This window comes from Asaia lannensis NBRC 102526, from assembly GCF_024054035.1.
Lineage (GTDB): Bacteria > Pseudomonadota > Alphaproteobacteria > Acetobacterales > Acetobacteraceae > Asaia > Asaia lannensis.
Genome location: NZ_JAMXQU010000009.1, coordinates 80,297 through 106,336, shown reverse-complemented (window position 1 = coordinate 106,336; position 26,040 = coordinate 80,297). Strand labels below are relative to the sequence as shown.

At 60.0% G+C, this 26,040-nt stretch carries 28 protein-coding genes and 1 tRNA gene; 14 read left to right on the top strand and 15 right to left on the bottom strand.

Annotation, left to right across the window (positions count from 1 at the left end):
• Positions 1–291: 291 nt before the first annotated feature.
• From NF685_RS11795 to NF685_RS11785, 3 genes are read right to left on the bottom strand one after another with little or no spacing between them, the layout of a single operon-like run.
• Positions 292–795, bottom strand: coding sequence for a CinA family protein (locus tag NF685_RS11795; RefSeq protein ID WP_222547648.1), 504 nt, complete (start codon positions 793–795; stop codon positions 292–294).
• Positions 788–2,758, bottom strand: a complete 1,971-nt coding sequence (locus NF685_RS11790) for a lytic transglycosylase domain-containing protein (RefSeq protein WP_252849755.1) — start codon at positions 2,756–2,758, stop codon at positions 788–790. Before NF685_RS11790 ends, NF685_RS11795 begins: the two co-directional genes overlap by 8 nt.
• On the bottom strand, positions 2,745–3,341 hold the full coding sequence (locus NF685_RS11785) for a TerC family protein (protein WP_261390351.1): 597 nt from the start codon (positions 3,339–3,341) through the stop codon (positions 2,745–2,747). Before NF685_RS11785 ends, NF685_RS11790 begins: the two co-directional genes overlap by 14 nt.
• A 207-nt stretch (positions 3,342–3,548) precedes the next feature.
• Between NF685_RS11785 and purB the strand changes: the two genes are divergently transcribed.
• The 10 genes from purB (at position 3,549) to NF685_RS11735 (ending at position 11,878) form a co-directional block, all read left to right on the top strand.
• A complete protein-coding gene (purB, locus tag NF685_RS11780; protein WP_252849754.1) occupies positions 3,549–4,880 on the top strand; it encodes an adenylosuccinate lyase in 1,332 nt (443 codons plus the stop codon).
• Positions 4,881–4,978: 98 nt separating this feature from the next.
• A complete protein-coding gene (locus NF685_RS11775; RefSeq protein ID WP_222547644.1) occupies positions 4,979–6,367 on the top strand; it encodes a sugar porter family MFS transporter in 1,389 nt (462 codons plus the stop codon).
• A gap of 96 nt (positions 6,368–6,463) precedes the next feature.
• Complete coding sequence (gene purC, locus NF685_RS11770; protein WP_025886165.1) at positions 6,464–7,228, top strand: phosphoribosylaminoimidazolesuccinocarboxamide synthase; 765 nt, start codon at positions 6,464–6,466, stop codon at positions 7,226–7,228.
• Positions 7,225–7,467: a phosphoribosylformylglycinamidine synthase subunit PurS gene (gene purS, locus NF685_RS11765; RefSeq protein WP_222547643.1), complete on the top strand. Its 243-nt coding sequence runs from the start codon at positions 7,225–7,227 to the stop codon at positions 7,465–7,467. Before purC ends, purS begins: the two co-directional genes overlap by 4 nt.
• Positions 7,464–7,865 (top strand): Rap1a/Tai family immunity protein, encoded by a 402-nt coding sequence (locus NF685_RS11760; protein WP_222547642.1) that lies wholly within the window; start codon positions 7,464–7,466, stop codon positions 7,863–7,865. Before purS ends, NF685_RS11760 begins: the two co-directional genes overlap by 4 nt.
• On the top strand, positions 7,862–8,563 hold the full coding sequence (gene purQ / locus NF685_RS11755) for a phosphoribosylformylglycinamidine synthase subunit PurQ (RefSeq protein ID WP_222547641.1): 702 nt from the start codon (positions 7,862–7,864) through the stop codon (positions 8,561–8,563). Before NF685_RS11760 ends, purQ begins: the two co-directional genes overlap by 4 nt.
• A complete protein-coding gene (gene purL / locus NF685_RS11750; RefSeq protein WP_222547640.1) occupies positions 8,560–10,758 on the top strand; it encodes a phosphoribosylformylglycinamidine synthase subunit PurL in 2,199 nt (732 codons plus the stop codon). Before purQ ends, purL begins: the two co-directional genes overlap by 4 nt.
• Before the next feature lie 3 nt (positions 10,759–10,761).
• Complete coding sequence (locus NF685_RS11745; RefSeq protein ID WP_031241086.1) at positions 10,762–10,992, top strand: BolA family protein; 231 nt, start codon at positions 10,762–10,764, stop codon at positions 10,990–10,992.
• A gap of 72 nt (positions 10,993–11,064) precedes the next feature.
• On the top strand, positions 11,065–11,403 hold the full coding sequence (gene grxD, locus NF685_RS11740; RefSeq protein ID WP_222547639.1) for a Grx4 family monothiol glutaredoxin: 339 nt from the start codon (positions 11,065–11,067) through the stop codon (positions 11,401–11,403).
• Between the two features lie 166 nt (positions 11,404–11,569).
• Complete coding sequence (locus tag NF685_RS11735; protein ID WP_222548772.1) at positions 11,570–11,878, top strand: hypothetical protein; 309 nt, start codon at positions 11,570–11,572, stop codon at positions 11,876–11,878.
• 204 nt (positions 11,879–12,082) lie between these two features.
• On the opposite strand, the gene NF685_RS11730 is transcribed toward NF685_RS11735, so the two are convergent.
• The 3 genes from NF685_RS11730 to NF685_RS11720 are packed head-to-tail and all read right to left on the bottom strand — an operon-like array spanning position 12,083 to position 14,927.
• Entirely contained in the window at positions 12,083–12,457 is a 375-nt protein-coding gene (locus NF685_RS11730; RefSeq protein WP_252849753.1) for a YraN family protein, read from the bottom strand.
• Between the two features lie 11 nt (positions 12,458–12,468).
• A complete protein-coding gene (hemB, locus tag NF685_RS11725) occupies positions 12,469–13,467 on the bottom strand; it encodes a porphobilinogen synthase (RefSeq protein WP_252849752.1) in 999 nt (332 codons plus the stop codon).
• On the bottom strand, positions 13,464–14,927 hold the full coding sequence (locus tag NF685_RS11720; RefSeq protein ID WP_252849751.1) for an APC family permease: 1,464 nt from the start codon (positions 14,925–14,927) through the stop codon (positions 13,464–13,466). Before NF685_RS11720 ends, hemB begins: the two co-directional genes overlap by 4 nt.
• Positions 14,928–15,050: 123 nt before the next feature.
• Here NF685_RS11720 and glyA point away from each other — a divergent pair, with 123 nt between their 5' ends.
• Complete coding sequence (glyA, locus tag NF685_RS11715; protein ID WP_252849750.1) at positions 15,051–16,358, top strand: serine hydroxymethyltransferase; 1,308 nt, start codon at positions 15,051–15,053, stop codon at positions 16,356–16,358.
• Positions 16,359–16,456: 98 nt separating this feature from the next.
• Here the strand turns inward: glyA and NF685_RS11710 are convergent, their stop codons facing one another.
• The 3 genes from NF685_RS11710 to NF685_RS11700 form a co-directional block, all read right to left on the bottom strand.
• A complete protein-coding gene (locus NF685_RS11710; protein ID WP_252849749.1) occupies positions 16,457–17,533 on the bottom strand; it encodes a M14 family metallopeptidase in 1,077 nt (358 codons plus the stop codon).
• Positions 17,482–18,633, bottom strand: coding sequence for an acetylornithine deacetylase (gene argE, locus NF685_RS11705; RefSeq protein ID WP_252849748.1), 1,152 nt, complete (start codon positions 18,631–18,633; stop codon positions 17,482–17,484). Before argE ends, NF685_RS11710 begins: the two co-directional genes overlap by 52 nt.
• A gap of 112 nt (positions 18,634–18,745) precedes the next feature.
• Positions 18,746–19,870, bottom strand: a complete 1,125-nt coding sequence (locus NF685_RS11700; protein WP_252849747.1) for a DEAD/DEAH box helicase — start codon at positions 19,868–19,870, stop codon at positions 18,746–18,748.
• Between the two features lie 45 nt (positions 19,871–19,915).
• On the opposite strand from NF685_RS11700, the gene NF685_RS11695 reads away from it, so the two are divergent.
• The 3 genes from NF685_RS11695 to NF685_RS11685 all read left to right on the top strand — a co-directional run bounded on the left by NF685_RS11695 (position 19,916) and on the right by NF685_RS11685 (position 22,919).
• Positions 19,916–20,845, top strand: coding sequence for a mitochondrial fission ELM1 family protein (locus tag NF685_RS11695; RefSeq protein WP_252849746.1), 930 nt, complete (start codon positions 19,916–19,918; stop codon positions 20,843–20,845).
• 46 nt (positions 20,846–20,891) lie between these two features.
• Positions 20,892–22,778 carry a hypothetical protein gene (locus NF685_RS11690; RefSeq protein WP_252849745.1) on the top strand — a complete coding sequence of 629 codons (1,887 nt, stop codon included), beginning with the start codon at positions 20,892–20,894 and terminating at the stop codon, positions 22,776–22,778.
• A 66-nt stretch (positions 22,779–22,844) separates the two neighbouring features.
• Positions 22,845–22,919: transfer RNA gene (locus NF685_RS11685), tRNA-Val, on the top strand.
• 594 nt (positions 22,920–23,513) lie between these two features.
• On the opposite strand, the gene NF685_RS11680 is transcribed toward NF685_RS11685, so the two are convergent.
• Genes NF685_RS11680 through NF685_RS11655 form a run of 6 tightly spaced genes read right to left on the bottom strand, consistent with a single transcriptional unit; the run spans position 23,514 to position 25,602 of the window.
• A complete protein-coding gene (locus tag NF685_RS11680; RefSeq protein ID WP_222547580.1) occupies positions 23,514–23,702 on the bottom strand; it encodes a hypothetical protein in 189 nt (62 codons plus the stop codon).
• Positions 23,699–24,034, bottom strand: a complete 336-nt coding sequence (locus NF685_RS11675; protein WP_222547579.1) for a hypothetical protein — start codon at positions 24,032–24,034, stop codon at positions 23,699–23,701. The genes NF685_RS11680 and NF685_RS11675 overlap by 4 nt, the downstream gene beginning before the upstream one ends.
• Positions 24,031–24,270, bottom strand: a complete 240-nt coding sequence (locus NF685_RS11670; protein WP_222547578.1) for a hypothetical protein — start codon at positions 24,268–24,270, stop codon at positions 24,031–24,033. Before NF685_RS11670 ends, NF685_RS11675 begins: the two co-directional genes overlap by 4 nt.
• Positions 24,267–24,761 carry a hypothetical protein gene (locus NF685_RS11665; RefSeq protein ID WP_252849744.1) on the bottom strand — a complete coding sequence of 165 codons (495 nt, stop codon included), beginning with the start codon at positions 24,759–24,761 and terminating at the stop codon, positions 24,267–24,269. The genes NF685_RS11670 and NF685_RS11665 overlap by 4 nt, the downstream gene beginning before the upstream one ends.
• Entirely contained in the window at positions 24,761–25,090 is a 330-nt protein-coding gene (locus NF685_RS11660; RefSeq protein ID WP_222547576.1) for a hypothetical protein, read from the bottom strand. The genes NF685_RS11665 and NF685_RS11660 overlap by 1 nt, the downstream gene beginning before the upstream one ends.
• Positions 25,090–25,602: a hypothetical protein gene (locus NF685_RS11655; protein WP_222547575.1), complete on the bottom strand. Its 513-nt coding sequence runs from the start codon at positions 25,600–25,602 to the stop codon at positions 25,090–25,092. Before NF685_RS11655 ends, NF685_RS11660 begins: the two co-directional genes overlap by 1 nt.
• Positions 25,603–26,040: the final 438 nt, after the last annotated feature.

The following is a 26,040-nucleotide window of genomic DNA, read 5'->3' as shown; positions in this document are numbered from 1 at the left end:
AGTCCTGATCCATTATTCACTTCAATGCAGACGTTGCGATGGAGGAACTATGATACGAGGCGATCTGAGGGATCAGAGTTGGACAGTAATTGGTCCGCGTGTGCCACCTGAACGAGGTCGTTGGTATCGCCTTGTCGTTCGTGATTTCCCTTTACCCCGTCGCATGAATGTCCGATCCGGACTTTTTGTCGACGCGAGCGGGGCAGGCTCTCGAGAGCCGGCGTCGGGTTCTTACGCGTGCATAGTCATCCCGCCTGCGCAGGCGGGAAAATCACTGGGCTGTTCGTATTGTCAGAGACGTGTGAGGATCAGGTCGAAGGCGCGTGAGACCGTTGCCAGACGTATTGCCTCGCGATCGCCGGAGAAATGGGCGGTCTCGAGGATCGGATTTTTCGCGCCCTCCATGATGCACAGGCAGACTGTGCCAACAGGCTTGTCGGGCGTTCCACCATCCGGCCCGGCAATGCCCGTGACAGCAACAGAGATGGACGCGTTTTCGGCGCAGTCGAGCGCGCCCATCGCCATCTCGGTGGCAACGGCCTCGCTCACGGCCCCATGATCTTCAAGAGTGCGTGTCGCGACGTCGAGCACGCTCATTTTCATTGCGTTGGAGTAGGTCACGAGGCCGCCCTCGATGGCATTTGACGACCCTGCAATGGCGGTCAGAGTGGCGGCTATGAGTCCGCCCGTGCAGCTCTCAGCCGTTACCAGTCGCGCGTTACGCTGGCGCAGAAAATCGAGAACGCGGGTCGCCTTGTCCGACAGTGCGGACGGCGTGAAAGCTGTTTCAGCCATGCTGGTTAGTCTCCAGAACACGATAAAGGGCCATGTTTTCTTCTACACGCTGAATATAGGAGCGCGTTTCTTCATAAGGCAGGCTCTCTATCCAGTCGATCATCCCTTCCTGGGTGAGGGGCTGAGGCAGGGGCAGGCTCGCAAGCCACTGGTCCGTGCGATGAGGCCCGGCATTATAGGCTGACAGGACCAGCGGTACGACATTGTCGAACCGTGCCAAAAGCTGGGAGAGATAGGTGCGGCCAAGTGTGAGATTGGTGGCCGGATCACGCAGGCCTGCGATACTTGTGTCCAGTCCGCTCAGCCCTGCACGACGGGCAACGTCTTTTGCCGTGCCCGACTGTAGCTGCATCAGCCCGATGGCTTTCGCAGGGCTGCTCACATGGGCATCGAAACTGCTTTCCTGACGTGCAACGCCCAGAGCAAGGCCGCGGGGCAGGGCGTCTCCTTCAGCCTGAGCCGCATCGAGGACAGGCCAGCCCTCGGGATAAAGTGCCGTGCCGAGGCGACCTGTACGACGCGCCGCAAAAACGGCCGGTTCGAGCGAGCCGATCGAAAGCGCAAAACGCGCCAGAGCCGCTTGTCCGGGGGCGTCCTGAACCTGGGTATAGCCAAGCATCAGGAATTCGCGTGCATGATCGTCATCGCCACGCTCATGCAACAGACGCGCTGCCTCGATCAGATCGGCGCGTGAGATGGCACCGCTCTGCAGGACAGGCAGGCGAGCAAGCGCCTGAGAAAGGCCAGGCACGTCGCTGCCGTTCGGCAGGAGCGTATTGTCCTGTCCGGCGATGGCAGCCAGGGCAAGCTGGCCGTAATAGGTCGTCGGCATGCTTGCCGCCTGACGCCAGGCAGCCTGCGCCTGCGCCCGGTTGCCTTCTGCCTCATAGGCACGGCCCAGCCAGTAAGCCCCGCGACTTCTGGTAATCAGGCTTGTCTGGCGGGCAAGAGGGGCAAAGGCCTCTCTTGCCAGAGCAGGATTTCTGAGAAAGCGCAGATCGAGCCAGCCGCGTAGAAAGCGGGCTTCAAGCCCCGCTGTCGCATTCGTTCCGAGTGTCGTGTCGTCCGCAAGCACACGGGCCTGCGGAACCGAACCCTGCATGAGAAACGCCCGTGCCAGACCCAGACGTTCGGTTGTCCAGTCGCTCGAAGGCGCAGCTTTCTGCGCGGCGAAGCCACCCGATTGCCAGAGAGCGTAGGCACCGGCCAGATCGGATGCCCTGCGCATCTGCCTGAGCCGCGCGATCATGATCTGCGGTTCGGCCTGCACAGCAGCAGGCAGGGAAACGAACTGGACCTCGGCATCGGCCGCGTTCGATAGCAGCGCGACAAGGGCACGCGCTCCGGCCTGTTTTGATGGTGGAAGAAGCGCAATCTGTCTGCCCGCTGCAGTAAACTGAAGGGTGCGGATCTGGCGCTGGAACCGCGCCCAGTGATCGTCCGGTGTCAGTGCAGCGCTGTACTGCGCGAGGATGAGACTCTCGTCCGTCTCACGATCGGCACCGTTGCGCCATATCCGTCTGGCCTGACTGGCCGCGTCGGGAAGAAGGGTGGCGCAGCGTATGAAAGCCTGAACGCCGGTCAGCGGTTCGCGCGGGCAAAGCTGCGGCAGTTCGGCGTCGCTCGTGCGCGTCGCGAGTGCCTGCTGGTAGCGTGCGAGCATGGCAGCGCGCTCAGGCCAGGCCGGTGTCATGTCCAGAAAATCGGCATAGGCGCGCGCCGATGGCGGCGTGCTGGCCTGAACCAGGGAAAGCCACATATCCAGACGGGAAGCGACATCGCTCCCCTGCGAATTCTGTGTCAGCGCCCTGATCTGTCCTTCGTTCAGCGCATCGGAAGAAACGTCTCCCTGCGACAGCGAATCAGGTTGTGGGGATGAGGGCTCAGGCTCCTGAGCGTGTGAGCTGCATCCCCCCAGAAAGAGAAAGGATCCGGCGAGAAGAAAAGACTTAACCCGCGACATGATGCACCACCTCGATACTTCCCTTGTAGATCAGCTCGCAGGCGACGAAAGCGACGATGGCAAGCCCCAGCCAGGCGATCCAGCGATAACGCTCGAGCAGTTTTGCAACGAGCGTGGCAGCAACGCCCATGAGCACGACCGAAAAAGCGAGGCCAGTCACAAGCACGTAAGGATGCCCGAGCGATGCACCGGCAACGGCGAGCACGTTATCGAGACTCATGGAGAGATCGGCCAGGATGATGCGGAAAATGGCCTGACCGAGCGTGCCGTGATGCGTCGTGCCTTCCACCGCTTCGGGGTGGCGCATCTCCTGATACATCTTCCAGCATACCCAGAGCAGCAGAAGCCCGCCTGCAAGGGTGAGGCCGATCACTGCCAGAAGCTTTGAGGCCACAAGAGCGAGCACGATGCGCATGAGCGCGGCGCTGGCCACACCGACGACGATTGCCTTGCGTCGCTGCGCAGCGGGCAGCCCGCGCACGACCATGCCAATGACCACGGCATTATCGCCAGCCAGGGTGATGTCGATCATGACGACCTGGGCGAGCGCGATCAGGGCATGCCAGGTAAGATCAGGCGTCACATTTTCCTCCATGGGGTTGCTTGCATGGAAGTTAGTGAACTGTCTGCACCTGTGCAATTCGCAAGGATGCGGCGCGATCTTGTCGCCCGTTTACGTCAATGGTTGGGGGGCGGTGCAGCGCAGATGACAAGCATGGTGTTCGAGGTCGCCAAGTTGGGGTAAGAGGGGCGCATCAAGCGTCCCCGACTGCCAAGGAGCCCGACCGACATGGTGCCTCGCTATAGCCGCCCCGAAATGACCGCCATCTGGTCCCCCACCAACCGCTATCGGATCTGGTTCGAGATCGAGGCCCTTGCCTGCGAGGCGATGGCCGAACTCGGCGATATGCCCAAGGAGGCGGCAAAGATCATTCGCGAGCGCGGCGATGCTGCCATGGCGGCATTTTCGGATGCCGACCTCGCCCGTATCGACGAGATCGAAGCGGTTACACGTCATGACGTCATCGCCTTTCTGACCTGGCTGGCCGAGAAGATCGGGCCCGAGAGCCGCTTCGTGCATCTGGGCATGACATCTTCGGACGTGCTGGATACGTGTTTCTCGGTGCAGCTGGTTCAGGCGACCGATCTGCTGCTGGAAGACCTCGATGCCGTGCTGGCAGCGCTCAAGAAGCAGGCCTTTGCTCACAAGAACACGGTTACGATCGGTCGCTCGCATGCCATCCATGCCGAACCGACCAGCTTCGGCCTGAAAATTGCCGGTCATTATGCCGAGTTTGCACGCAACCGCGAACGTCTGCTTGTGGCACGCAAGGAAATCGCCATCTGCGCCATTTCCGGCGCTGTCGGCACCTATGCCCATATCGACCCGCGCGTTGAGGAATTCGTTGCGGCACGTCTGGGGCTCGCAGCGGAAGATGTTTCCACGCAGGTCATACCCCGTGACCGCCATGCAGCGTTTTTCTGCGCGCTTGCCGTGATCGCGAGCGGCATCGAGCGTCTGGCTGTGGAAGTGCGTCATCTCCAGCGCTCCGAAGTACGCGAGGCGGAAGAGTTCTTCCATCCGGGCCAGAAGGGCAGCTCGGCCATGCCCCATAAGCGCAATCCGGTCCTGTCGGAAAACCTGACCGGGCTTGCACGTCTGATCCGTTCGCATGTCATTCCCGCTCTTGAGAATGTGGCGTTGTGGCATGAGCGCGATATCAGCCATTCTTCCGTCGAACGTAACATCGGCCCCGATGCGACCGTTGGTCTCGATTTTGCCCTGATGCGTCTGGCCGGGATGATGGACAAGCTTGTCGTCTATCCGGAGCGCATGATGGCCAATCTCGAATCGCTGGGCGGTGTCGTGCATTCGGGTGAGGTTCTTCTGGCGCTGGCCCGTTCGGGCATCTCGCGTGAGGACGCCTACCGTATCGTGCAGCGTAACGCGATGGAGACATGGACCAAGCTGGGCGAGCCCGATGGGCGCAGCTTCCGCGAAAATCTGGACAACGATCCGGAAGTCGCCGGTCGTGTCGACGCCAAGGTACTGGATGAAGCCATGGACAGCACACGACATCTTGTTGCCGTTGACCGGATTTATGACAGGATTTTTGGTTAACTTCCCACATTGTGTGTTGACCTTGTGGTAGCTTGATGTGGAAATGACGTGTTTGTAATCTCAAGCACGTTCATCTGGATCAGGACGAAAGCTCTACAATGGCTTCCACACCACGCCCGAGAGGGCACAGACTCACCAACTTCATAGCCGTGATCGCCGCCACGGGCGGCCTTCTTTTCGGCTATGATACCGGCATCATCTCGGCGGCCTTGCTGCAGCTTACGCCTCAGTTCCAGCTGACAACGGAAAGCGCCGAGATCGTCACTTCGGCGGTTATTCTCGGCGCGCTTATCGGTTGCATTTCCGCCGCTCCACTGTCCGACAGACTCGGACGGCGCCGTACGATCATTGCAGCGGCCACGCTGTTCCTGATCGGCACCGTGATTGTGACCTTCGCTCACTCCGTTTCTGTGCTGACTTTTGCCCGTCTGATTCTGGGTCTGGCAATCGGTGCCTCCTCGCAGATCGTGCCGATCTATATTGCCGAAATCGCACCGCCCGAGCGTCGTGGTTCTCTGGTTGTGGCCTTCCAGTTCGCTATTGCATTCGGCCAGCTGATATCGTTCGTCACCGGTTATCTGCTGCAGGATTACTCCTGGCGTCTGATGTTCGGTCTGGGCGTCATTCCCGCGGTTGTTCTGTTCATCGGCATGCTGTTTCTGCCGAACAGCCCCCGCTGGCTGGCAATGCAGGGCGAGTTCGAGCAGGCACGTGAAGTACTGCGCAGCGTCCGTCATTCCGATGCCGCAGCCGATCGCGAACTGCAGGATATCCAGGACCAGCATGACGAGAAGGCACCGCTTTCCGAAGTGTTCAAGCCCTGGGTTCGCCCCGCAACCATCGCCGCTGTCGGTATTGCGCTTCTTTGCCAGCTCACCGGTATCAATGCCGTGATGTATTATGCGCCGACGATTTTCGCCGATGCAGGTTTCGGACAGTCATCCGCGCTGCTGACCTCTGTGGCAGTCGGTGTGTCGATGGTCGGTACGGTGGCATTTGGCGGCTGGGCGGTCGATGCCTGGGGCCGACGCACCCTGATGCTGCGTATGCTCCCCGGTGCCGTGGTCTCGCTCATTCTGCTCGGTTTCATGTTCTTCACGGGTCAGACCCATGGCTGGGGCGCCTTCGTCACGGCTGCTGCGGTCGTTGGTTACGTCGTGTTCAACGTAGGCAGTCTTTCCGTCGCCGTCTGGCTGGTCGGCGCAGAAGTCTTCCCGCTTTCCTGTCGCGGCACGGGCATGAGCCTTGTTGCTGCCAGCCACTGGGGTGCGGATCTGATCATCTCGCTCACCACGCTGAGCATGGTGAAAGCGCTCGGAGCCGGCGGAACGTTCTGGCTGTTCGCTGCCGTGAACGCGCTCGCCTTCTTCTTTGTGCTGCGTTACGTGCCCGAGACGCGCGGTCGTTCGCTCGAACAGCTCGAAGCCTCACTGCGTGATGGGACATTCGCTCCGATCCAGCGCGAAAGAGCTGCTGAAGCGAAGTAATTTTAGCGCTGCGGCTTGGGGCGATCATGGGTATGAACGGCGTTGCTCCGCTGCTATATGCGGGACAACGCCGTTCACCGTTTTTGAAAGATCGTCATGGCACGCCGTCGTCAGCTCTATGAAGGAAAAGCCAAGATCCTGTTCGAGGGGCCCGAGCCCGGGACGCTCGTCCAGTATTTCAAGGATGACGCCTCCGCCGGCAACGGCGTGAAAAAGGGCATCATTACCGGCAAGGGCGTGCTGAACAACCGTATCAGCGAACACCTCATGCTGCGCCTGCATGAAATCGGTATCCCGACGCATTTCGTCCGTCGCCTCAACATGCGCGAGCAGCTGATACGCGAAGTCGAGATCATTCCGCTCGAAGTGGTCGTGCGCAACGTGGCTGCGGGCTCCATTGCCAAGCGGCTCGGTCTGGCGGAAGGCACACGTCTGCCGCGCTCGATCCTTGAATATTACTACAAGAACGATGCGCTCAACGACCCTATGGTGTCGGAAGAGCATGTGACAGCGTTCGGATGGGCCAATGCCCAGGATCTCGACGAGATCAATGCCTATGCGCTGCGCACCAACGATTTTCTCACCGGCATGTTCCAGGGCATCGGCATCCAGCTTGTCGATTTCAAGCTGGAATTCGGCCGTCTGTGGGAAAACGACGAGATGCGCATCGTTCTCGCCGACGAAATTTCACCCGACAACTGCCGCCTGTGGGATACCAAGACGAGCGAGAAGCTCGACAAGGACCGTTTCCGCCGGGATATGGGGCGTGTCGAAGAAGCCTATCAGGAAGTCGCCCGCCGTCTTGGCATTCTGCCCGAAGCAGGGAATGGCGATCTCAAAGGACCGGAGGTCATGCAATGAAAATTCGCGTCAATGTCATGCTGAAGGAAGGCGTGCTCGATCCCCAGGGCAAGGCCATCGGTCACGCCCTTGAGGTGCTCGGTTTTGCCAATGTGGGCGAAGTGCGCGTGGGCAAGACCATGGAACTCGAAGTTGCGACCGACGACCGCGAAAAGGCTCTTGCCCAGGGCGAGGCCATGGCGCGTGAACTGCTGGCCAATCTCGTGATCGAGGACTTTGCTGTCGAGGTCGTTGGATGATCCGCAAGCTGGCTCTCCTGACGGCAGTCGCGCTTGCGCTGCCCGCAGGCGGCCTTGCCGGTGTGGCCCAGGCCGACGAGCATCGTCTCTCCTCCATGCAGGCGGGCCGCTTCGGCGCGATCTGCTCCAAGCCGCAGGGCAAGGCCGTGTGCGATGCCTATATTGCCGGTATGGCCGATTCAGGTGCCCTGTCCGCGCTCAATGCCAAGAGCAACGGCGACAGCGCTGCGGTCGTCGGTTTTTGCGTTCCCGATGCCGAGACGACCGACGCCATGCGCGGCAAGGTGATCTCATGGCTCAAGAGCCATCAGGATGTGCTGAAATATCCTGTCGGTAAATCGGTATTCGCCGCCCTGCATGATGCGTATCCGTGCTCGGGGCAGGGAGGAAAGCCATGAAGGCGGGTATTGTCGTTTTTCCGGGGACCAACCGTGAGCGCGATATGGCGCAGGCGCTTCGTCTCGTCAGTGGCAAGGCCCCCACCATGCTCTGGCATCGTGACACAAGCCTGCCCGAACTGGATCTGATCGTCCTGCCGGGCGGTTTCAGCTTCGGTGACTATCTGCGCTCCGGCGCGATGGGCGCACATTCGCCTATCCTGCGCGAAGTCCGCGCCTTCGCCGAGCGCGGTGGCTACGTTCTGGGCGTTTGCAACGGTTTTCAGATCCTGACGGAAGCGCAGCTTCTCCCGGGTGCGCTGCTGCGCAATGCAGGTATGCGCTTTCTGTCTCAGGACGGTTTCCTGCGCGTCGAAACCAGCGACACGGCCTTCACCCGCGACTGGTCCAAGGGCGACGTGTTCCGTGCGCCTCTGGCACATGGCGATGGCAATTACACGGCGTCGGAAGCCGAACTCGATCGTCTCGAAGGAGAGGACCGGGTGGCGTTCCGCTATGTCTGCCCCCACGGGACGCTGGATGCGGCGAGCCGCGTCAGCAACCCCAATGGCAGCCAGCGCTCGATCGCCGGTGTCCTGAGTGCCAACAAGCGTGTTTGCGGGCTGATGCCCCATCCTGAAAATCTGGTCGATCCCGATCTTGGTGCGACAGATGGCGTGCCGCTGTTCTCGGGTCTGGTGAAGAGTCTCGTCGCATGAGCATGATCGTCAACGCTGAACTCGCCGCCCGCTTCGGTCTTTCCGCTGAGGAATACCAGAAGGTTCTCGACATCATGGGCCGCGTGCCGAGCCTTACCGAGCTCGGTATCTTCTCCGTCATGTGGTCGGAGCATTGCTCCTATAAGTCCTCACGCGTTCATCTCAAGACGCTGCCGACCAAGGCACCCTGGGTTATTCATGGTCCGGGCGAGAATGCCGGCGTCGTGGATATCGGCGATGGGCTTGCTGCGGTCTTCAAGATGGAGAGTCACAACCATCCGTCGTTCATCGAGCCCTATCAGGGCGCAGCGACAGGTGTGGGCGGCATCCTGCGCGACGTGTTCACCATGGGTGCGCGTCCCGTTGCCAATCTGAATGCCCTGCGCTTCGGCGATCCGTCGCTTCCGGTGACGCAGCGCGTGATCGATGGCGTGGTGCGTGGCATTGGCGGTTACGGCAACTGCGTGGGCGTGCCGACAGTCGGCGGCGAGATCAACTTCCATCCGGCCTATAACGGCAATCCGCTCGTCAACGCGATGACGGTCGGTATCGCCAGCCAGGACAAGATCTTCCTGTCAGCAGCGGCGGGTATCGGTAATCCGGTCGTCTATGTCGGCTCCAAGACAGGGCGTGACGGTATTCATGGTGCAACCATGTCGTCGGCCGAGTTCGATGAGCACGCAGCCTCCAAGCGCCCCACGGTGCAGGTTGGCGATCCGTTTACCGAGAAGCTGCTGATCGAGGCCTGCCTCGAGCTGATGGCTACCGACGCCATTGTGGCTATCCAGGATATGGGTGCGGCAGGTCTTACGTCGTCTGCCGTCGAAATGGCGGGCAAGGGCGGCGTTGGCATCGAGCTCGATCTCGATCATGTGCCGCAGCGCGAAACGGGTATGACGGCCTATGAGATGATGCTGTCCGAAAGCCAGGAGCGTATGCTCATGGTGCTCAAGCCCGAGCGGACCGATGTGGCACGCGCCATTTTCGAAAAATGGGATCTCGATTTCGCCATCGTGGGCGTGCTGACCGACACAGCGCATATCACGGTCAAGCATCATGGTAAGGTCGAAGCGGATATCCCGCTCGCACCGCTTGCCGATGAAGCGCCGCTCTATCACCGACCCATGACGCATGCCGAAAAGCCTGCCCGTCTGGGAACGGTGGCCGATCCTGTCGGTATCGAGCATGCCCTGCTAACCCTGCTGGCCTGCCCGGATCTCGCTTCGCGTGCCTGGGTCTGGAACCAGTACGATAGCGGTGTGGGCGGCCAGACAGCACGTCGCCCCGGCGCTGCCGATGCAGCGATCGTACGCGTCGAGGGTACCAGGCGCGGCCTTGCCATGACGACGGATTGCACGCCGCGCTATTGTCAGGCCGATCCCGAAGCCGGTGGTGCGCAGGCCGTTGCAGAAGCCTGGCGCAACATCACAGCGACTGGCGCCCTGCCACTGGCCGTGACCGACAACCTCAATTTCGGCAATCCCGAGAAGCCGGAGATCATGGGGCAGTTCGCCGATGCCATCAAAGGCATGGGCGAGGCCTGCCGTGCGCTCGACTTCCCCGTCGTGAGCGGTAACGTCTCGCTTTACAACCAGACGAGCCATCCGGGTGGCCTCAGCCAGCCCATTCTGCCTACGCCCGCGATCGGCGCTATCGGCGTGATCGATGACGTGACCAAGGCAGTGGGTCTGGGCATGCCCGACCATAGCGAGCTGGTGCTTATCGGTGAGATACGCGGCGAGCTCGGTCAGTCGCTCTGGCTGCGTGAGATCTGCCATCGCGAAGACGGTGCGCCACCGATCATCGATCTTCATGCCGAGCGTCGTAATGGCGATTTCGTGCGCAGGATGATCGGAGAGGGACGAGTAGAGGCCTGTCACGATATCGCCGATGGCGGTCTGCTCGTGGCTGTGGCCGAAATGGTCATGGCAAGCGGTGTTGGCTGTCATCTCGACAAGCCGCATTACGGCACGAGCCTGCAGGCCTATTATTTCGGTGAGGACCAGGCCTGCTATGTGATTGCCACGAAGCAGGCCATGGCGATCATCGATGCCGCGGAAAAGGCGCATGTACCTGTGCGTCACCTCGGGCGCACGGGCGGTCATTCGCTTGTTCTCTCCGACGGCATGGCGCTCTCGGCGGAGCGTATGCGCAAGGTAAACGGGGAATTCTTCCCGAAACTGATGGAGCGCTGAACCATGCCCATGAGTGCAGAAGAGATCGAACGTACCATCAAGGCTGCCTTGCCGGATGCCGTGATCGAGATCCACGATCTCGCCGGTGACGGCGATCACTATGCCGCCACCGTGACCAGCACCGCTTTCGCGGGGCTGCCACGGGTGCGTCAGCACAAGCTCGTCTATGACGCGTTTGGCGGACGTATGGGGACGGAGCTGCATGCTCTGGCCCTGAAAACACAAACCCCCTGACAATCGAGACCGGTTGGGTCTATAATCCCGTTACGAGTGACCCAACGCGCGTTCTGCGCACAGGAGAGACAAATGGCTGAAGCCGTAGTATTCCAGCAGATCCAGCAGCTCATCGATTCAAACCCGGTCATGCTGTTCATGAAGGGTGACAAGCTGTTCCCGCAATGCGGCTTCTCCGCACGCGTGGTGCAGATCCTCGGTCACATGGGCGTCGATTTCGAGACGGCCAATGTTCTGGCCAGCCCGGAGCTGCGTCAGGGCATCAAGGATTTCTCGCAGTGGCCGACCGTGCCCCAGCTTTACGTCAAGGGTGAATTCATCGGTGGCTGCGACATCGTGACCGACATGTTCCAGAGCGGTGAGCTCGAGTCCTTGTTCGAGGAGAAGCAGGTCGCCAAAAAGGTGTCCTGATCCTGCCTTGATTGCGCCATAAAGACGGCGTCCTGCCACGGTTTTGTCTTAAACTGTGGCAGGATTGCAACGCGCACAGAGCTTGTCAAAAAATCGACCCCGCGCCTCTTGTTGAGCCTTCCCCCTCTTGCCTAACGTGTCGCAAGTCACTCAGAGGGAACAAGAAATGCGGCGTCACTCAGTCATCAAACTTGCAGCTTCGGTCATCACGGCAGGCGTCGCTTTTGCCTCACAGGGTGCCAGCGCAAGAGAGATCACAGACTGGGAAGCCTCGAAGCTGACGCTCGACGCACTGACCGCAACACCGGTCTACCATCGTCCCGTTACCACCTATACGCATCGTCATGGTGCCGCAGTGCACACGGTTGCGGCTCACCACAGCGTTACGCCTTCCCGCCGCGCTCTGGTCCACACGGTTGTTTACCATGCCAAGGCACCGGTCAGCAGCAAGCACCACGCGCGCCGCCACGGCTGATTTCCCCTGACTGTGCAAGCCTGCGCCATGATGTGCAGGCTTGGGGACTGACGATCATCGACCAGTTTCAGCTTGTGCCTGTGTTTTGGGCCCGGAAGCCATATCTTCACGCACGACCACTCTGTGGCGCGCAACGCTGTCCCGGTCTTACGAAGCTGATCTAACATGCATGATGCCCCTGATGCTTTCGCATCGCTCCTGGGGCTACCAGCGCCTTAGTACATCTTCGATCCATCGCATCTGCCCGGCCTCGTCGACCAGGACAAGGTCGAAACGCGTATTGTCGCGTTGCCAGTCAGGTCGGGTCTGGAGCAGGTACTCTGCTGCATCGAGCAGCCTTGCCTGCTGAACCGGCGCCAGTGCGAAAGCGGCGTCGTCGAGTTTGCGGCGTCGCTTGACCTCGATAAAGACGAGAAGATCGCCTGTTGCGGCGATGAGATCGATTTCCCCGAATGGCGTGCGACATCGACTGGCAAGAATGGTGAAGCCTTTGCCAGCCAGTGCGTCACGCGTGCGAGCTTCCGCCGCGATACCGGCAGCATAGGCAATGCCGCCTCGTATCTGGCGTGCCCGTGTCACGATAGGGCGTATTACAGTCTGGCGCGAAGAAGCCTTGCAGCTTCGACCGCGAAATAGGTCAGGATACCATTGCAGCCAGCGCGCCTGAACGCGACCAGGCTTTCGAGGATACTGCGGTCACGGTCAAGCCAGCCATTTTCTATGGCGGCCATCATCATCGCGTACTCGCCTGAGACCTGATAGGCGAATGTCGGGACAGCGAAGGTATCGCGCACGCGACGGATGATATCCAGATAGGGCATGCCCGGTTTGACCATGACCATATCGGTGCCTTCCTGAATGTCGAGTGCGACTTCACGCAGCGCTTCATCGGAATTGGCGGGGTCCATCTGATAGGTTTTCTTGTCACCCTTCAGCAGGTCGCCGGATCCCAGCGCATCGCGGAACGGCCCATAGAATGCCGAGGCATATTTCGCGGCGTAGGACATGATACGCACGTTGTCGTGCCCGCTATTATCGAGCGCCGTTCGTATGGCACCGATACGACCGTCCATCATGTCGGATGGCGCGATGATATCGATCCCCGCTGCAGCCTGATTGAGCGCCTGCAAGGCCAGGATTTCTACCGAAGCATCGTTGACGACATAGTCGCTTGCGATAAGGCCGTCATGTCCGTGATCGGTATAGGGGTCGAGCGCGACGTCGCCGATCAGACCCAGGTCGGGATACACGCGCTTGACCTCGCGTGCGGCCCGGCAGATCAGGTTGTCGGGATTCATCGCTTCGCGTCCCGTCGCATCCCGTATTGCGGTCGGGGTGATGGGAAAGAGGGCAATGGCTGGAATGCCGAGCTCAACCGCTTCGGCCAGGTGGGATTCGAGCAGATCGACACTGACGCGTTCCACGCCGGGCATCGACGCGACCTGTGTGCGCTGGCCCTCGCCCTCGCATACGAAAATAGGCCAGATGAGATTATCGACAGTCAGCGTCGTCTCGGCCACAAGCCTGCGTGTGAAACCGTCGAACCGGTTACGCCTCGGACGGCTGAGGGGGAAGGATCCCGTAATCATCGTGACTGCTCTCCGGTTGTGAGTTTGCTTTTCTTGATGCCATAGACAGCATAGACGATCAGTCCGGCCGCAAGCCAGAGCACAAGGCGCAGCCATGTCAGAACATCGAGCGACACCATTACGGCAAGGCAGCTGAGAATGCCGCAGATCGGCATCACAAGACCCCCGGGAGCCTTGAAGGCACGCGGGCGGTTCGGCTCACGGATACGCAGGATCAGCACGCCCACGCAGACCAGCACGAATGCCAGAAGCGTGCCGATGGATGTCATGTTGCCCAGCACAGAGATAGGCACCAGCCCTGCCAGCAGGCAGGTCAGCACCAGAAAGATCAGGTGCGAGAAGAACGGGGCTCTGGTGCGCGGGCTCAGGCGACCGAAGATAGCGGGCAGAAGCCCATCATGGGACATGGCGTAGAAGACGCGGACCTGTCCCATCATCAGTCCCATGAGAACAGAGATATAGCCGAACAGGATGCTGAATTTGAGCGCACCCTGCAGCCAGAACAGATGGGTGATATCGATCGCTGTCGCGACCGGACTGCCATCGTTTTCGAGCTGTCGGTAATCGACAACACCGGTCAGCACGAAGGCGAAGGCGATATAGATAATCGTGCAGATAACAAGACTGCCCAGTATCCCGATAGGCATCGTTTTTTCGGGGTTGCGCGCCTCCTGCGCCGTTGTGGCGATGATGTCGAAACCGAGATAGGCAAAGAAGATCATCCCGGCTGCCCGCATGATCCCCGAGATGCCGAAATGCCCGAATTCACCTGTATTGGGGGGAATGAAGGGGGAGAAATGGGTGGTCTCGATATAGGGCGAGCAGAACACGATGAAAGCGGCCACGACGCCCAGCTTGAGAACGACCACAACGGCATTGATACGCGTGGACTCGGAAATGCCGCGTAACAGCAGCATGACAATAAAGACGATCGCCGCCATGGCAGGTACATTGAGCCAGCCATGCGCCATGCTGCCATCGGCAAGCCTGACCATGGTCATGGGTGACGCCATCCAGCGTGGGTCCGGGTGCAGGTTCCATTGACCCAAAATGGAGGCCAGATAGCTCGACCAGCTCGATGCGACGGCCGCCGCCCCCACGGTATATTCCAGAACCAGATCCCAGCCGATGATCCAGGCGACGAGCTCGCCGAGTGTGGCATAGCTGTATGAATAGGCCGACCCCGCCGATGGAATCATGCTGGCCAGCTCGGCATAGCAGAAAGCGGCGAAGCCGCAGGCAATGGCTGCAACAACAAAAGCGAGAATGACCGCCGGGCCCGCATTCTGTGCCGCGGCGATGCCGGTGAGGGAGAACAGACCAGCCCCGACTGTCGTTCCTACGCCCAGAGCGATGAGCGAAAATGGTCCGATCACGCGATGCAGGCTGTGCTCGGCTTTTTCGTCGGGTGTTGCATCAATCGGTTTACGCCGCCAAAGGGCGGCGAGGGGCTGGGCCATTCAGTCTTCCTCTAAAACGTCTCCTCCGCGCTTAACGGGTTGGCGGCGGGGGGAAATCTGGGATATTGGCCTAGCTGATACGCCATTTTCCGCGTCTGTGCGCCCCCTCCGGGAGAGAAAAGAATGACTACTCGCGAGAACATGTCCCCCCAGCACGATTTCTACCACCGCGGTCTGAACGAAGCCGACCCTGAGGTTGCAGAAATTCTCAATGCCGAATTGCTGCGCCAGCAGGACGGGATCGAGCTGATCGCCTCCGAAAACATCACGTCTTTCGCCGTTCTCGAGGCGCAGGGTTCGGTGCTGACCAACAAATATGCCGAAGGCCTGCCGGGCAAGCGCTATTACGGCGGCTGTGTCGATGTCGACCGTGTGGAAAACCTTGCGATCGAGCGCATCAAGACGCTGTTCGGTGTCGAGTTTGCCAATGTGCAACCTCATTCGGGTGCCAACGCCAATCAGGCCGCTTTCATGGCCCTGGGCAAGCCGGGCGACACGGTGCTGGGCATGAGCCTCGCGGCCGGCGGTCATCTGACGCATGGCGCTGCACCGAACTATTCGGGCAAGTGGTTCAATGCGGTGCAGTACGGCGTGCGCGCTGAGGATGGCACCCTCGACTACGAGGAAATGGAGCGTCTGGCGCGCGAACATAAGCCGAAAATCATCGTCGCAGGCGGTTCGGCCTATCCGCGTCATATCGATTTCGCACGCTTCCGCCGCATCGCTGACGAAGTCGGTGCCTATCTGATGGTGGATATGGCTCATTTCGCCGGTCTGGTGGCCGCGGGTCTGTTCCCGAGCCCCGTTCCGCACGCGCATATCGTGACCAGCACCACGCACAAGACCCTGCGCGGTCCGCGTGGGGGCGTCGTTCTGACGAATGATCCCGATATCGCCAAGAAGGTGAATTCGGCCGTATTCCCGGGTCTTCAGGGCGGTCCGCTCATGCATGTGATTGCAGGCAAGGCTGTCGCCTTCGGTGAGGCACAGGGCGAAAAGTTCAAGGCCTATCAGACGGCCGTTGCCGAGAATGCACGCGTTCTGGCTGAAGAGCTGGTTGCACGCGGGTTCGACATCGTAACGGGCGGCACGGATTGTCATCTCGTTCTGGTCGATCTGCGTCCCAAGAAGGTAACCGGCAAAATTGCGGAAGCGGCGCTTGAGCGTGCCGGGATCACCGCCAACAAGAATGCCATCCCGTTCGACCCCGAGAAGCCTTTCGTCACTTCCGGCATCCGTCTTGGCAGCCCGGCGGCAACGTCGCGCGGTTTCGGTGTCGAAGAGTTCCGCACGATTGCCCGCATGATCGATGAGGTTCTGAGCGCCTATGGCACTGACACGCAGGATGCGGTCGAGGAGCGCGTTCATGACGAGGTCAAGGCGCTGTGCCGTCGTTTCCCGATTTATGACGTGGCCTATCCGGGAGCCTGATTTCGGGAAGGCCTCTTTTGAGGGGCCTTCCTTCGAAAGATCGACTACCAAAGGGGCGCGCCGTTTGCCCCCTGCATTTTTCGGCTTACTGGCGCTGCCTAAAGCCGGCGGGCCAGACGCACGGCGAGCTGGCCACGCCTGACGCAGAGATTGGGCATGATCAGCACGCAGTGATCGTAGGGTGTGCAGATTTCATCGTCGCCATCGAGCGCGATCACCGTGCCTGCTTTTTCAATGACATGCCCGCCGCGAAAAGGGCTGACAAACCCGAAGCTGGCGCTGCGTGCGACCACATTATCGGTGACGACAGCCTGACGTGCGGCGATGCCCGGCTCGCCCCGGGTACCCCAGTGAACGAAGCAGGCATTTTCGACAAAATGGCGTATGACACGCGCGCTGATCTCGACCGTCTCGGGACGCCAGTGCTGCCCAGCTTCCAGAAGTACGCTTCGTCCTGATCCCGGTTGCGCGATGAAACGCTGGTGTTCGATCAGACGCGAGCCGCCCACATGGCCCAGATCCGTCAATGTCAAAAACTGTGTGTCCGCCTGCGACGAGAGTAATCCGGCCAGAGTGATGGAGCGCTCGGTCTGCGGAGAAATGAAAAGCGGTGACGATTCCCATAGCATGGAATGCAGATCGAGCAGGAAATCGCTTCTCTCGATGATTGGAAGCAGCTCGATGGCGCGTGCCATCTCGGGTGAGCTCGGTGGATGAGACAGTCGGTCATGCGACCAGACGCGGTTCAGATCCTCGGCAATGAAGCGGGATGCCGTGGGCTGACGACGATCGAAGCGCTCGAAAGCGGCCATATTGGCAAAGACGACACGCAGGATTCCACAGAGGGGCGATAATCCGTCGCGGAGCAGCCTGTCTGCCGCTGCAGCGCCGGCGAATTCGTTGCCATGGGTGAGTGCGACGACGGTGATTTCCGGGCCCGGTCGACCGCTATCGCGCTCGATGACACCGGGTATGCCGTTATTGCCAGCGCGCCATGCCGAGAGATCCGGCGGTTCGATCAGGACAGGGAAATCGGGCAGGCGTCTGGGCAAGGCAAGAGAAGGCAGCAGGCGCTGCCGTCGTCGGCGGACGGGATGATGGTCACGCGGTGAAGCCCCGCAGCTCATGAAGCCAGACAGACCCGCCGCACCAGCCGGTCGATCATGCGTTCGCATCGCTCCAGCTGATCGATGGAGATCCACTCATCCGGTTTGTGGGCCTGAGCGATATCCCCAGGGCCGCATACGATGGTGGGCAATCCGGCCTGTTGGTAGATTCCGGCCTCTGTGCCGTAAGAGACATAGCCTGCCTCGTTGCGTCCCGTAATCTGCTGAAGCAGGTTGACCAGCGGTGCATCGGGAGAGAGGTCCAGAGGTGGAAGGTCGACAAGGGGTGTATAGCTCAGTCCGTATTCGGCCCCGGCCTTTTTCATTGCATCGTCGATCGGCGCGAGCTTCTCGCGTATTCGCGCAAAAATTGCCTCGTTGCTGTCGCCCGGCACCGCCCGCCACTCCAATTCGAAACTGGCATGTTCGGGCACGATATTGAGAATGCTGCCCCCCTGAGCCAGACCGACCTGCAACGTGGTGTGATCTGGAACGAAGCCGCTGACATGGGGACCTTCGCGTTCGAACGTGTCTGCCATATCGGCCAGTATGGCGATGGCCCGGCCCATGGCATGCAGCGCGTTCTCGCCCAGTGCTGGTTGCGACGAGTGCGCAGGGCGCCCCTTGAAATCGACACGAATGGTAAATCGCCCCTTATGGGCGATGATCGGAGCGAGCATTGTGGGTTCGCCGACGACGCACAGATCGGGCATCATGCCCCGAGACGCGACATCGTCGATCAGATAGCGCGCGCCGTTGCAGGTGATTTCCTCATCGAATGTGAAAAACAGATGGACGGGCTTATCAAGCTGCATGGCAACAAGGGTCGGAACGGCGGCGAGCATTGCCGCCACAAATCCCTTCATGTCGACAGCCCCACGGCCGTAACAACGCCCATCCTGCGTTGCAAGCGTGAACGGGTCGCGCGTCCAGTCCTGACCCTCGACGGGCACGCAATCGACATGGCCTGACAAGGCAAGGCCGCCCGGTCCGGCAGGCCCCAGAATGGCATGGAGATTCCACTTGCCATCTTCCGGCCCGCGGCTGCGTGTGTAAGGCACGCGATAAGCCTTTAGCCAGGTCTCGATCCAGTCGATGACAGGTGCGTTCGGGTGACGGCTCGTCGTGTCGAAAGCGACGAGCTTTTCCAGAATCGTTGAGATATCCATCGTCTGGGTCTTGGGTGAGGTCATAACAAAGAGTTTAGACCTCGCCCGGCAAAAACCTCAAGGCCATCGCCTGTCCTATGGACAGGCGCTTTTTGAAACGGGCCGCGCGCTATCAGGAGACGATACTGATGCGATAGCCGATTTCTTTCTCGATCGCCCTCAGCATCAGGCGTTCGTCGCGGGTGCAGAACGAGAGTGCGGCCCCGCGTTTGCCAGCACGCGCAGTGCGCCCGATGCGATGTACATAGGTTTCCGCTTTTTCAGGAAGGTCGTAATTAAGCACGAGAGCGACATCATCGATATCCAGCCCACGCGCTGCGACATCTGTGGTGACCAGAATCGCCTGACGTCGGTCACGCAGGAATTCGACGGATTTCTGGCGCGCTCCTTGCGCAAGATCGCCATGCAGCACGGCCACGGGCAGGCCCGCCTTGCGCAAATGCTTGCCGATCGTATCGGCAGACGCTCTGGTCCGCACGAAAACGATCTGTCGTCCATCCGTTTCACTGCATAGTCTGGTCAGGGTCGCGAGCTTTTCTTCCGTCTCGACGAACATCGCACGTTGCTTGATCCGACGCGGGGTAACGGTCTGGCTGGCGAACTCCAGTTCCACCGGCTTGTGCAGCAGGCGCTTTGCCAGCTCACGACCGGCAGGCGGAAGGGTGGCCGAGCACAGCATGGCCTGACGTTCTCTGGGGAGATGGGGCATGATCTCGTCCATCGCGGCGAGGAAATCCTCGTCCAGCATCTGATCGACCTCATCGACAACAAGCATGCTCGTCAGGTCCAGGCGACAGGCACCGCTCATCAGGAGATCGATCAACCGTCCCGGCGTCGCTACGGCAATATCGACTCCCTCGGCCAGCGCCTCGATCTGGGCATCTTTCGGCAGGCCGCCGCAGAGCAGGCGCGTTCGGAAGGGGAGACGACGCCCGATCTGGCGGCATACGCCTGCAATCTGTGTGACCAGTTCGCGCGTGGGGGCGAGGATGAGCACGCGGGGCGCGCCGGGCTGACGTGTGTCGCGCGAATTGAGAAGATGCTGAAAAGCCGGCGCGGCATAGGCAGCCGTTTTGCCGGACCCGGTCTGGGCGATCAGCAGCACGTCTTTCTTGGTCAGCAGTTCGGGCCAGACGCGGTTCTGCACGTCATTGGACTTCTCGATACCGAGTTGTTTGAGACCGGCGGTGATGAGCGGGTCGAAGGGGGAGGGTAGAGGAGCAGGGGCATCGGTCATGAACGCTTCTTGCCAAAATTCGGCTTGTGAAGGAATTACCGAGTTATGAGTGTAGCCATTATTGCTGAAGATTTTGCTGGAATGCGTGCCCAGGCGAGCGGTCTTGTCGAGCGGGCCGGGCTGGAATGGCATTTCCATCCCGTACGCATCGAGGGACTGTGGCGAAAAATCCCCACACGTTTCTGTCCGTTTCCCCTGCGTGCCACTGCGCCGCTTGTTCTGCCAGAGCATACCCGGCTGCTGGTAAGCGTGGGCGGCACCGGCGGCGCCGTCGCTCTGGCGCTCAAGCATCGAACAGGACTTCCTCTCGTTCAGATCCAGAACCCACGTATGAAAACACGTGATTTCGATCTGATCGTAGCCAATGTTCACGATGGCATTGCGGGGGGGAATATTGTTTCCGCACGCACGGCGATGCATGGAGTGACGCAGCAGAAGCTCGCACAGGCGCGCGCGCGCTGGGCTGACCGTCTGCGTCAGAAAGATCGAGCCCTCGTTTCGGTGCTGATCGGGGGGGCCAATGGCCGCTTCAGTTTCGGTGTGGATGAAGCAAGGCGTGTTGGCGCTCAGCTCGCGTCCATCACGCGTGATCATGCCGTGAATGTTGCGCTCACCCCGTCGCGACGCACGGACCCGGCGGCGCTTGCCGCACTGCGTGACGCCCTGCGCACGTCGCCAGCCTATATCTGGGATGGCGCAGGAGAGAATCCTTATCTGGGCATGCTCGCCTGCGCCGATGGAATTGCCGTTACGACAGATAGCGTATCGATGATTTCAGAGGCTGTAGCGACATCGGCACCCGTGACGATTATCGATCTGCCGGGACGTTCACGCCGCATTCGCGCTTTCGTTGAAACGCTTGGGAAAGAGGACCGCGTCAGGCCATTTACAGGTGCCTGGTCGCCTTGGTCTATAACGCCGCTTGACGATACCGACAGAGCGGCCGATGAAATGCTTCGGCGTCTCGCGCTCTGAGATAGGGCGAGGGGTCCGCAACGAAGAAAACGGGTACAGGACGACCATGCTCGATATCATCACCTTCGACGCTCAGGGCGGCGGAAACATCCTCTACAAGGCGCTCGCTCATCCTTTGGCGAGCCAGGCATTGGACAGGCTGGAAGCGACACTGGCAGAAGGGGGGGTGTTTGCAGTTTACGATCCCGCTAATGTGCTGCAGACGCTGGTCGCACTTTATCCGGGACTTAAACCCCAAGCTGGCGTTTACACGCATGACAGCGAACAGGTTGGAAAACCCGACGGGCTTGGCGGTACGAAGCGCGCCCTGACCGATCTTGCGGAAAGCGAGGCGAAGCAGGTTCTCGCCCTGTCATTTGAGCATGAAAAAATGCTGTCTCGTCTGACGCGTGTTACTCATGCCGACCAGCGGATCTTCTCTCTGGAGGAGGCCAAACTGCCGGATACGATGCTGAGCAATCCGCGCAACTATCTCGACAAGCATAATTTTGCGACGAATTTCGCGTTCTTCCGCGATGACGAACGCTTCAGCACACGGCTGGTGACAGCCAATTACTGGTGCAACTACGACGCCAAGGACGTACGCTACTGGCTGCGTCTGTATGACGACAAGGGAAGCATTCTTGCGGAGTGGGAAGAAGAGATTCCCGATGCTCCCGCTGGTATTGTCGTCGATAGTGCGGCTGTACGTGAGCGGTTCGGGCTTCCTGCATTCTGCGGGCAGCTTTTCGTTCATGTGCTGGGCGCACGCGGCCATGATGTCGTGAAATATGCGCTCGACACCTATGGCAAGGGTGACGAGCCCAGCCTTTCCGTCACGCATGATGCCAATGCCTGGCCGTCGCCGCGTTTTGCAACGCTCCCCGCGCCGCGCCCGGGTGAAAAGCTTGTTCTGTGGATTCAGAACAGCCATGCAACGCCGATTCCCGCTGGTGCAATCACCATCAACCAGATGGGTGAGGACAAGCATTTCCCTGTTCCGGTTGAAGTCGGACCGTTCGCAACCTATGCGCTGGATGTCGGCGCGCTTGTCGATCCAGTCGTCTGGCCAGCGCAGCTTGAGTTGCGCTCGGGCAATCATGTCGTGCGCCCCCGCTACGAGATTACCGAGGGTGCGTTGACCCGTATCGCGCATCTTAACGTCGAACGACGTGACCTCGCTCCCGAGCCATCTCTGCGCAACCTTCCCGATTCCATGGGGCGCGGCTTCGTTTTGCCTTTCCCGATCCTGGACCCCAAACGGTTCACCAGCGTGGTTCAGCCGAACCCGATGTCGGAGAAAATTACGAGCCTGCCGCTACGCCTCGATATTTTCGACGAAGAGGGCACGCTGCTCGATCAGAAATTCCTGGGCAATCTGCCGCGCAATCATGAAACGGCCATTGCCTTGCATGAACTGACCGATCGCCCCGGTCATGCGGATCTGGTTTACGATTTCCGTGACGGCGGTGAGGGCGATGGCTGGATGCACGCCCTGATGCGCTACGAAGATCGTGAAAACGGCCATGCCGCAGAAACGAGCTTCGGCGGGCATATCTTCAACACGCTCATGACCTGGCGCAGCGAGCCGCAATCCTACGCAGGTCCGCCGCCGGGGCTTACCACGCGCCTGTTTCTCAAGCTTGGACAGGAAGGCCATCACAGCTTCTCCTGCCTGATCCACCCGGCTTCGGTTGAGGGCACAGCACCTTCCGATACGATCCTTCAGCTTTATTCTAAGGATGGCGTCGAGATGGAACGCCGCCGGATCAGCATCAACCCGTCGGGATCGTTCATGGTGTGGCCTCACGAGATATTCGGAGAGGAAAAACTCGCTGAGGCCGGTATTGGGGGCTATGTGCTCATACGCGATCTGAGCTGCCGTCTGTTCGGCTATCACGGTCAGAAAAACGCAGCAGGTGGCTTCTCGCTCGACCATATGTTCGGTTTCTGATCAGTTTTTTCGTTTTGCATATTGCCGCGTCTCACAGGCTTTGCTAGAGACGCGGCACCGCAGGATGGGTGCGTAGCTCAGCGGTAGAGCACTGCCTTCACACGGCAGGGGTCACAGGTTCAATCCCTGTCGCACCCACCATCCTCACCCGCAGAAAACTGCCGTTTTTTGAAGATTGGCCTCGATAGGTATCAGTCTGTTTCGGTTCATCCCGGTACGTTCTGATCCGATTCGTACCGTGTCAAGTCGTGCCAGATCCGTGCCACTTTCCGCGAGTCTGTATGTCGATTGGTTTCGATTGACTTCCTGCGCTTGTTCGCGCTCTGTTCTCTGTCATGACCGACCTAACCCCAGCCTCCGAAGAAGACGTGACATTCGCTATCCGGATGTCGATCTCGCTCGACTATCGGGGCAAGCCGAGGCGCGTAAACGCGAAGATGAGTGGGGCTGAGATCGATGCGCTGGCCCAGAAAATCACCGAGCAGCTGAAGCGGTCGAACCTGTGGCCACATAGGGGGCCGGGAGCGCCCGCGCACGAGGCGCCAGACTACTCATTGGCATGGCGGGAAAAGGATGTGGACCCAATTCATAAACCACATAACGAGCGGGAATAACGAAACGTTATTTTTACGTTACTCGACTCCGCATCGTGCGTTATGAAGATGGGGCGCGATGCATAAGCGTACGAGCGGCCCGGTTTGGACGGGGTACTTCCTGACCGGGCCGCACTCGATTTCACGAAGCCTGAATGGCAGCGTCCGTAGCCTGCGCCTGCTTGAGCGCAGCGGCGATCTGTTCAGTCGTCGGGCCATCACCGGCCTTGCTGGCAGCGATAGCGTCCTCGATCACCTGAATGATATTCGGCACTTCCTCAACAGCGGCGACGACGCCCTGCACGATTGCGGCAATGAGTGCGGCGTTCATTTCACGGTCTCCGTGGCGATCTTGGTCTGAAGCGCGGCAACGGCGGCTGTCGCGGCTGACACCTCAAGCGCGGTGAGGGGGTTGGATGACTGAAGATCGGTCCCGAGCGGCGTGATGACTTTCATCGCATCGGCACTGGCCGTCTTGATCTCGGTTTTGATTGCCGGGTCTGCGCTCGGCTGCTGGGCGTAGGCGAGGGCGAGCGGGGCCGTGGCATTGTATGCCTGGATGGTGGCGTAACCGGCCTTGCGCAGATTGGTCTGGCTTACGTTGGAGCATGCCGTCAGGCCGACAAAGCCGATCAGCGCGAATAAGGCAAAAAGTCGTTTCATTTGGTAGCGCCTTTCGTGTCATCCGCATTCGCGGCGTGCTTGCCGTTCATGCCGATGCTGTTGACGAGATTGTAGAGGGGGAGCCACTTCGACCCGTCAGCCGGACGGGGCCAGTAGCGCGCGATCACCGCCGCCAGGGCGATGAGGAAAGTACCGATCGTCGTAATGTCGCCCACATAGGCGGCAGGGACGAAGGGGAGGATCTGGGCAAAGAGAGTCTGCCAGTCGATGTTCATGCTTGGATCGCCTCGCGGAAATGGGCGACGTTCGCGACCGGATCAGCCGCGCCGAGCGCCGAATTGTAAAATTGCTTGTGGTAAAGGCTCAGCCCCTCTGCATCATTGAATCGAGGGAGTGCCGGCGCTGCGCGGAAATACTTCACGCGGCACATGGCGCAGGCATAGGCAAGATGAACCACCATCAGATCCGCCACAGCGGGAACGTTGCCGATCATAGCTCTGATCGACGTAGCTGCCTTGGACTGCGCCGGGAAACGTAGCCAGTTCGACCAGCAATCATCGTGCGTGAATGGCTCCATCTGCCAAAGACCACGCGCGGGCCCATAGCTGCCATTTGTGACTTGGCGCAGGTAGGACGCGTTGCTTTCGGCAAGGGCCGTGCCAACCACGAGATTGATGGCAGCCATGCTGGCGAAGCCCGAACCCATCTGCTGAAGCGTCGGGACGACGACGAACTGCTTGAGCTGAGACGTGTCGATGCCGGGCATTATATCTTGCCCAGGCTATGCAAGAGAGCATAGAGACCAACCGAGACGCCGCCACCCAATCCCGAGGCTCCGGCAATGATCGTGGATCGTAGGGTGAGCTTTGAATTGATCCTCCCCACATCAGATTGAATCGCAGCGAAGCCACGCTCCATGGCTTTCTCAGCATGTTCCGCGCGGGCACGGTTTTCGCCATGCAGCTCCGATATCTTCTCGCTCATGGCCGTTTGGCCTTGCTCGATCCGCACAGATCGTGCCTCGACATCGACAAGACGGCGCTCGTGATCATCGAGCCGTTGATCAATCGTGAGAGGCAGCACGACATCGCCCATCACAGTGCGTTCCCTAAGGGGAGGAAGTGCCAAGCCCCGAGCGCATAAACGGCGATGTTCGGCTGGTTCCCGTTATTCGCGTCGAAATAACACGCATATGCAGCACCGGACGGGGCTGGAAGAGCCTTCAGATCGGCAACGGTGTAGCAGTGGGGGATATAGTAACCACCAGAGAGAGGCCCGGTAATCGTGCCGCCCGTGAGGGGGAGATAAGTCGAAGCCGCCTGCGATTGCGTGAGGTAGCCGGAGAGGGCGTTGCCAAGATTGACATACAGCGGGTTGGATTGTGTGCCGACCCGGCGCCCATAGCTGTACAGCTCAACGGGGGCCGCCGCCTGCCCAGACGATGCAGACGCGGAAGGGACTACGGATGAGAGTGCCGCAATGATGGGATTTGACGAGGTCCCGACCCGCTGCCCCTCAGAAAAGGGCGTAACAGGGTTGGCCGCCTGAGACTGCGCGAAGGCAGCGCCGGGAAGCACAAATGGCAGGATGAAGAGTAGCCGACGCATGGGGAATACCGGTCTGATTTTCCCGCCCGGCCATTACTGGCGCGTCGTATGTTTTTTGTACTGGAAAGCGGAATTTTGCGCAATGAAAAAGCCCACAGGCGGGAGGGTGCCGAATGATCAGGCAACTCTCAGGCTTCAATGTACTTGAGTCATCTCACCTCTGGAAAATGACGATGACAAATCAGCCGAACCCAGCCAAGCCAGGGAGCAACGAGCCATTTGAGCCGTATCCCGACACGAGCCCGCAGCAGGACGACGCGCCCGAGCATCCTGATCATCCTGAGGACGGAGGAAAACCAGCATGACCTCAAAACCGACACCGACATACGATCCAAGCCATCCAGCGCCCAAGCCCAAGCCGGGTGAGAATGCGCCGCTGCCGGATGCGCCTGAAAATCCGACAAACTGACTCAAAACGAAAAACGCCCCCGCGGATGA

What these genes read in the sequence shown, in the direction of transcription:
- grxD (WP_222547639.1), top strand. Translation starts at nt 11,065, where the DNA reads ATGGCTGAAGCCGTAGTATTCCAGCAGATCCAGCAGCTCATCGATTCA.
- purC (WP_025886165.1), top strand. Translation starts at nt 6,464, where the DNA reads ATGGCACGCCGTCGTCAGCTCTATGAAGGAAAAGCCAAGATCCTGTTC.
- purB (WP_252849754.1), top strand. Translation starts at nt 3,549, where the DNA reads ATGGTGCCTCGCTATAGCCGCCCCGAAATGACCGCCATCTGGTCCCCC.
- hemB (WP_252849752.1), bottom strand. Translation starts at nt 13,467, where the DNA reads ATGATTACGGGATCCTTCCCCCTCAGCCGTCCGAGGCGTAACCGGTTC.
- NF685_RS11660 (WP_222547576.1), bottom strand. Translation starts at nt 25,090, where the DNA reads ATGGGCGATGTCGTGCTGCCTCTCACGATTGATCAACGGCTCGATGAT.
- NF685_RS11675 (WP_222547579.1), bottom strand. Translation starts at nt 24,034, where the DNA reads ATGAAACGACTTTTTGCCTTATTCGCGCTGATCGGCTTTGTCGGCCTG.
- NF685_RS11790 (WP_252849755.1), bottom strand. Translation starts at nt 2,758, where the DNA reads ATGTCGCGGGTTAAGTCTTTTCTTCTCGCCGGATCCTTTCTCTTTCTG.
- NF685_RS11760 (WP_222547642.1), top strand. Translation starts at nt 7,464, where the DNA reads ATGATCCGCAAGCTGGCTCTCCTGACGGCAGTCGCGCTTGCGCTGCCC.
- NF685_RS11735 (WP_222548772.1), top strand. Translation starts at nt 11,570, where the DNA reads ATGCGGCGTCACTCAGTCATCAAACTTGCAGCTTCGGTCATCACGGCA.
- NF685_RS11680 (WP_222547580.1), bottom strand. Translation starts at nt 23,702, where the DNA reads ATGAACGCCGCACTCATTGCCGCAATCGTGCAGGGCGTCGTCGCCGCT.
- purS (WP_222547643.1), top strand. Translation starts at nt 7,225, where the DNA reads ATGAAAATTCGCGTCAATGTCATGCTGAAGGAAGGCGTGCTCGATCCC.
- glyA (WP_252849750.1), top strand. Translation starts at nt 15,051, where the DNA reads ATGACTACTCGCGAGAACATGTCCCCCCAGCACGATTTCTACCACCGC.
- NF685_RS11720 (WP_252849751.1), bottom strand. Translation starts at nt 14,927, where the DNA reads ATGGCCCAGCCCCTCGCCGCCCTTTGGCGGCGTAAACCGATTGATGCA.
- NF685_RS11710 (WP_252849749.1), bottom strand. Translation starts at nt 17,533, where the DNA reads ATGCGAACGCATGATCGACCGGCTGGTGCGGCGGGTCTGTCTGGCTTC.
- NF685_RS11690 (WP_252849745.1), top strand. Translation starts at nt 20,892, where the DNA reads ATGCTCGATATCATCACCTTCGACGCTCAGGGCGGCGGAAACATCCTC.
- purL (WP_222547640.1), top strand. Translation starts at nt 8,560, where the DNA reads ATGAGCATGATCGTCAACGCTGAACTCGCCGCCCGCTTCGGTCTTTCC.
- NF685_RS11745 (WP_031241086.1), top strand. Translation starts at nt 10,762, where the DNA reads ATGCCCATGAGTGCAGAAGAGATCGAACGTACCATCAAGGCTGCCTTG.
- argE (WP_252849748.1), bottom strand. Translation starts at nt 18,633, where the DNA reads ATGGATATCTCAACGATTCTGGAAAAGCTCGTCGCTTTCGACACGACG.
- purQ (WP_222547641.1), top strand. Translation starts at nt 7,862, where the DNA reads ATGAAGGCGGGTATTGTCGTTTTTCCGGGGACCAACCGTGAGCGCGAT.
- NF685_RS11775 (WP_222547644.1), top strand. Translation starts at nt 4,979, where the DNA reads ATGGCTTCCACACCACGCCCGAGAGGGCACAGACTCACCAACTTCATA.
- NF685_RS11795 (WP_222547648.1), bottom strand. Translation starts at nt 795, where the DNA reads ATGGCTGAAACAGCTTTCACGCCGTCCGCACTGTCGGACAAGGCGACC.
- NF685_RS11655 (WP_222547575.1), bottom strand. Translation starts at nt 25,602, where the DNA reads ATGCGTCGGCTACTCTTCATCCTGCCATTTGTGCTTCCCGGCGCTGCC.
- NF685_RS11665 (WP_252849744.1), bottom strand. Translation starts at nt 24,761, where the DNA reads ATGCCCGGCATCGACACGTCTCAGCTCAAGCAGTTCGTCGTCGTCCCG.
- NF685_RS11695 (WP_252849746.1), top strand. Translation starts at nt 19,916, where the DNA reads ATGAGTGTAGCCATTATTGCTGAAGATTTTGCTGGAATGCGTGCCCAG.
- NF685_RS11670 (WP_222547578.1), bottom strand. Translation starts at nt 24,270, where the DNA reads ATGAACATCGACTGGCAGACTCTCTTTGCCCAGATCCTCCCCTTCGTC.
- NF685_RS11700 (WP_252849747.1), bottom strand. Translation starts at nt 19,870, where the DNA reads ATGACCGATGCCCCTGCTCCTCTACCCTCCCCCTTCGACCCGCTCATC.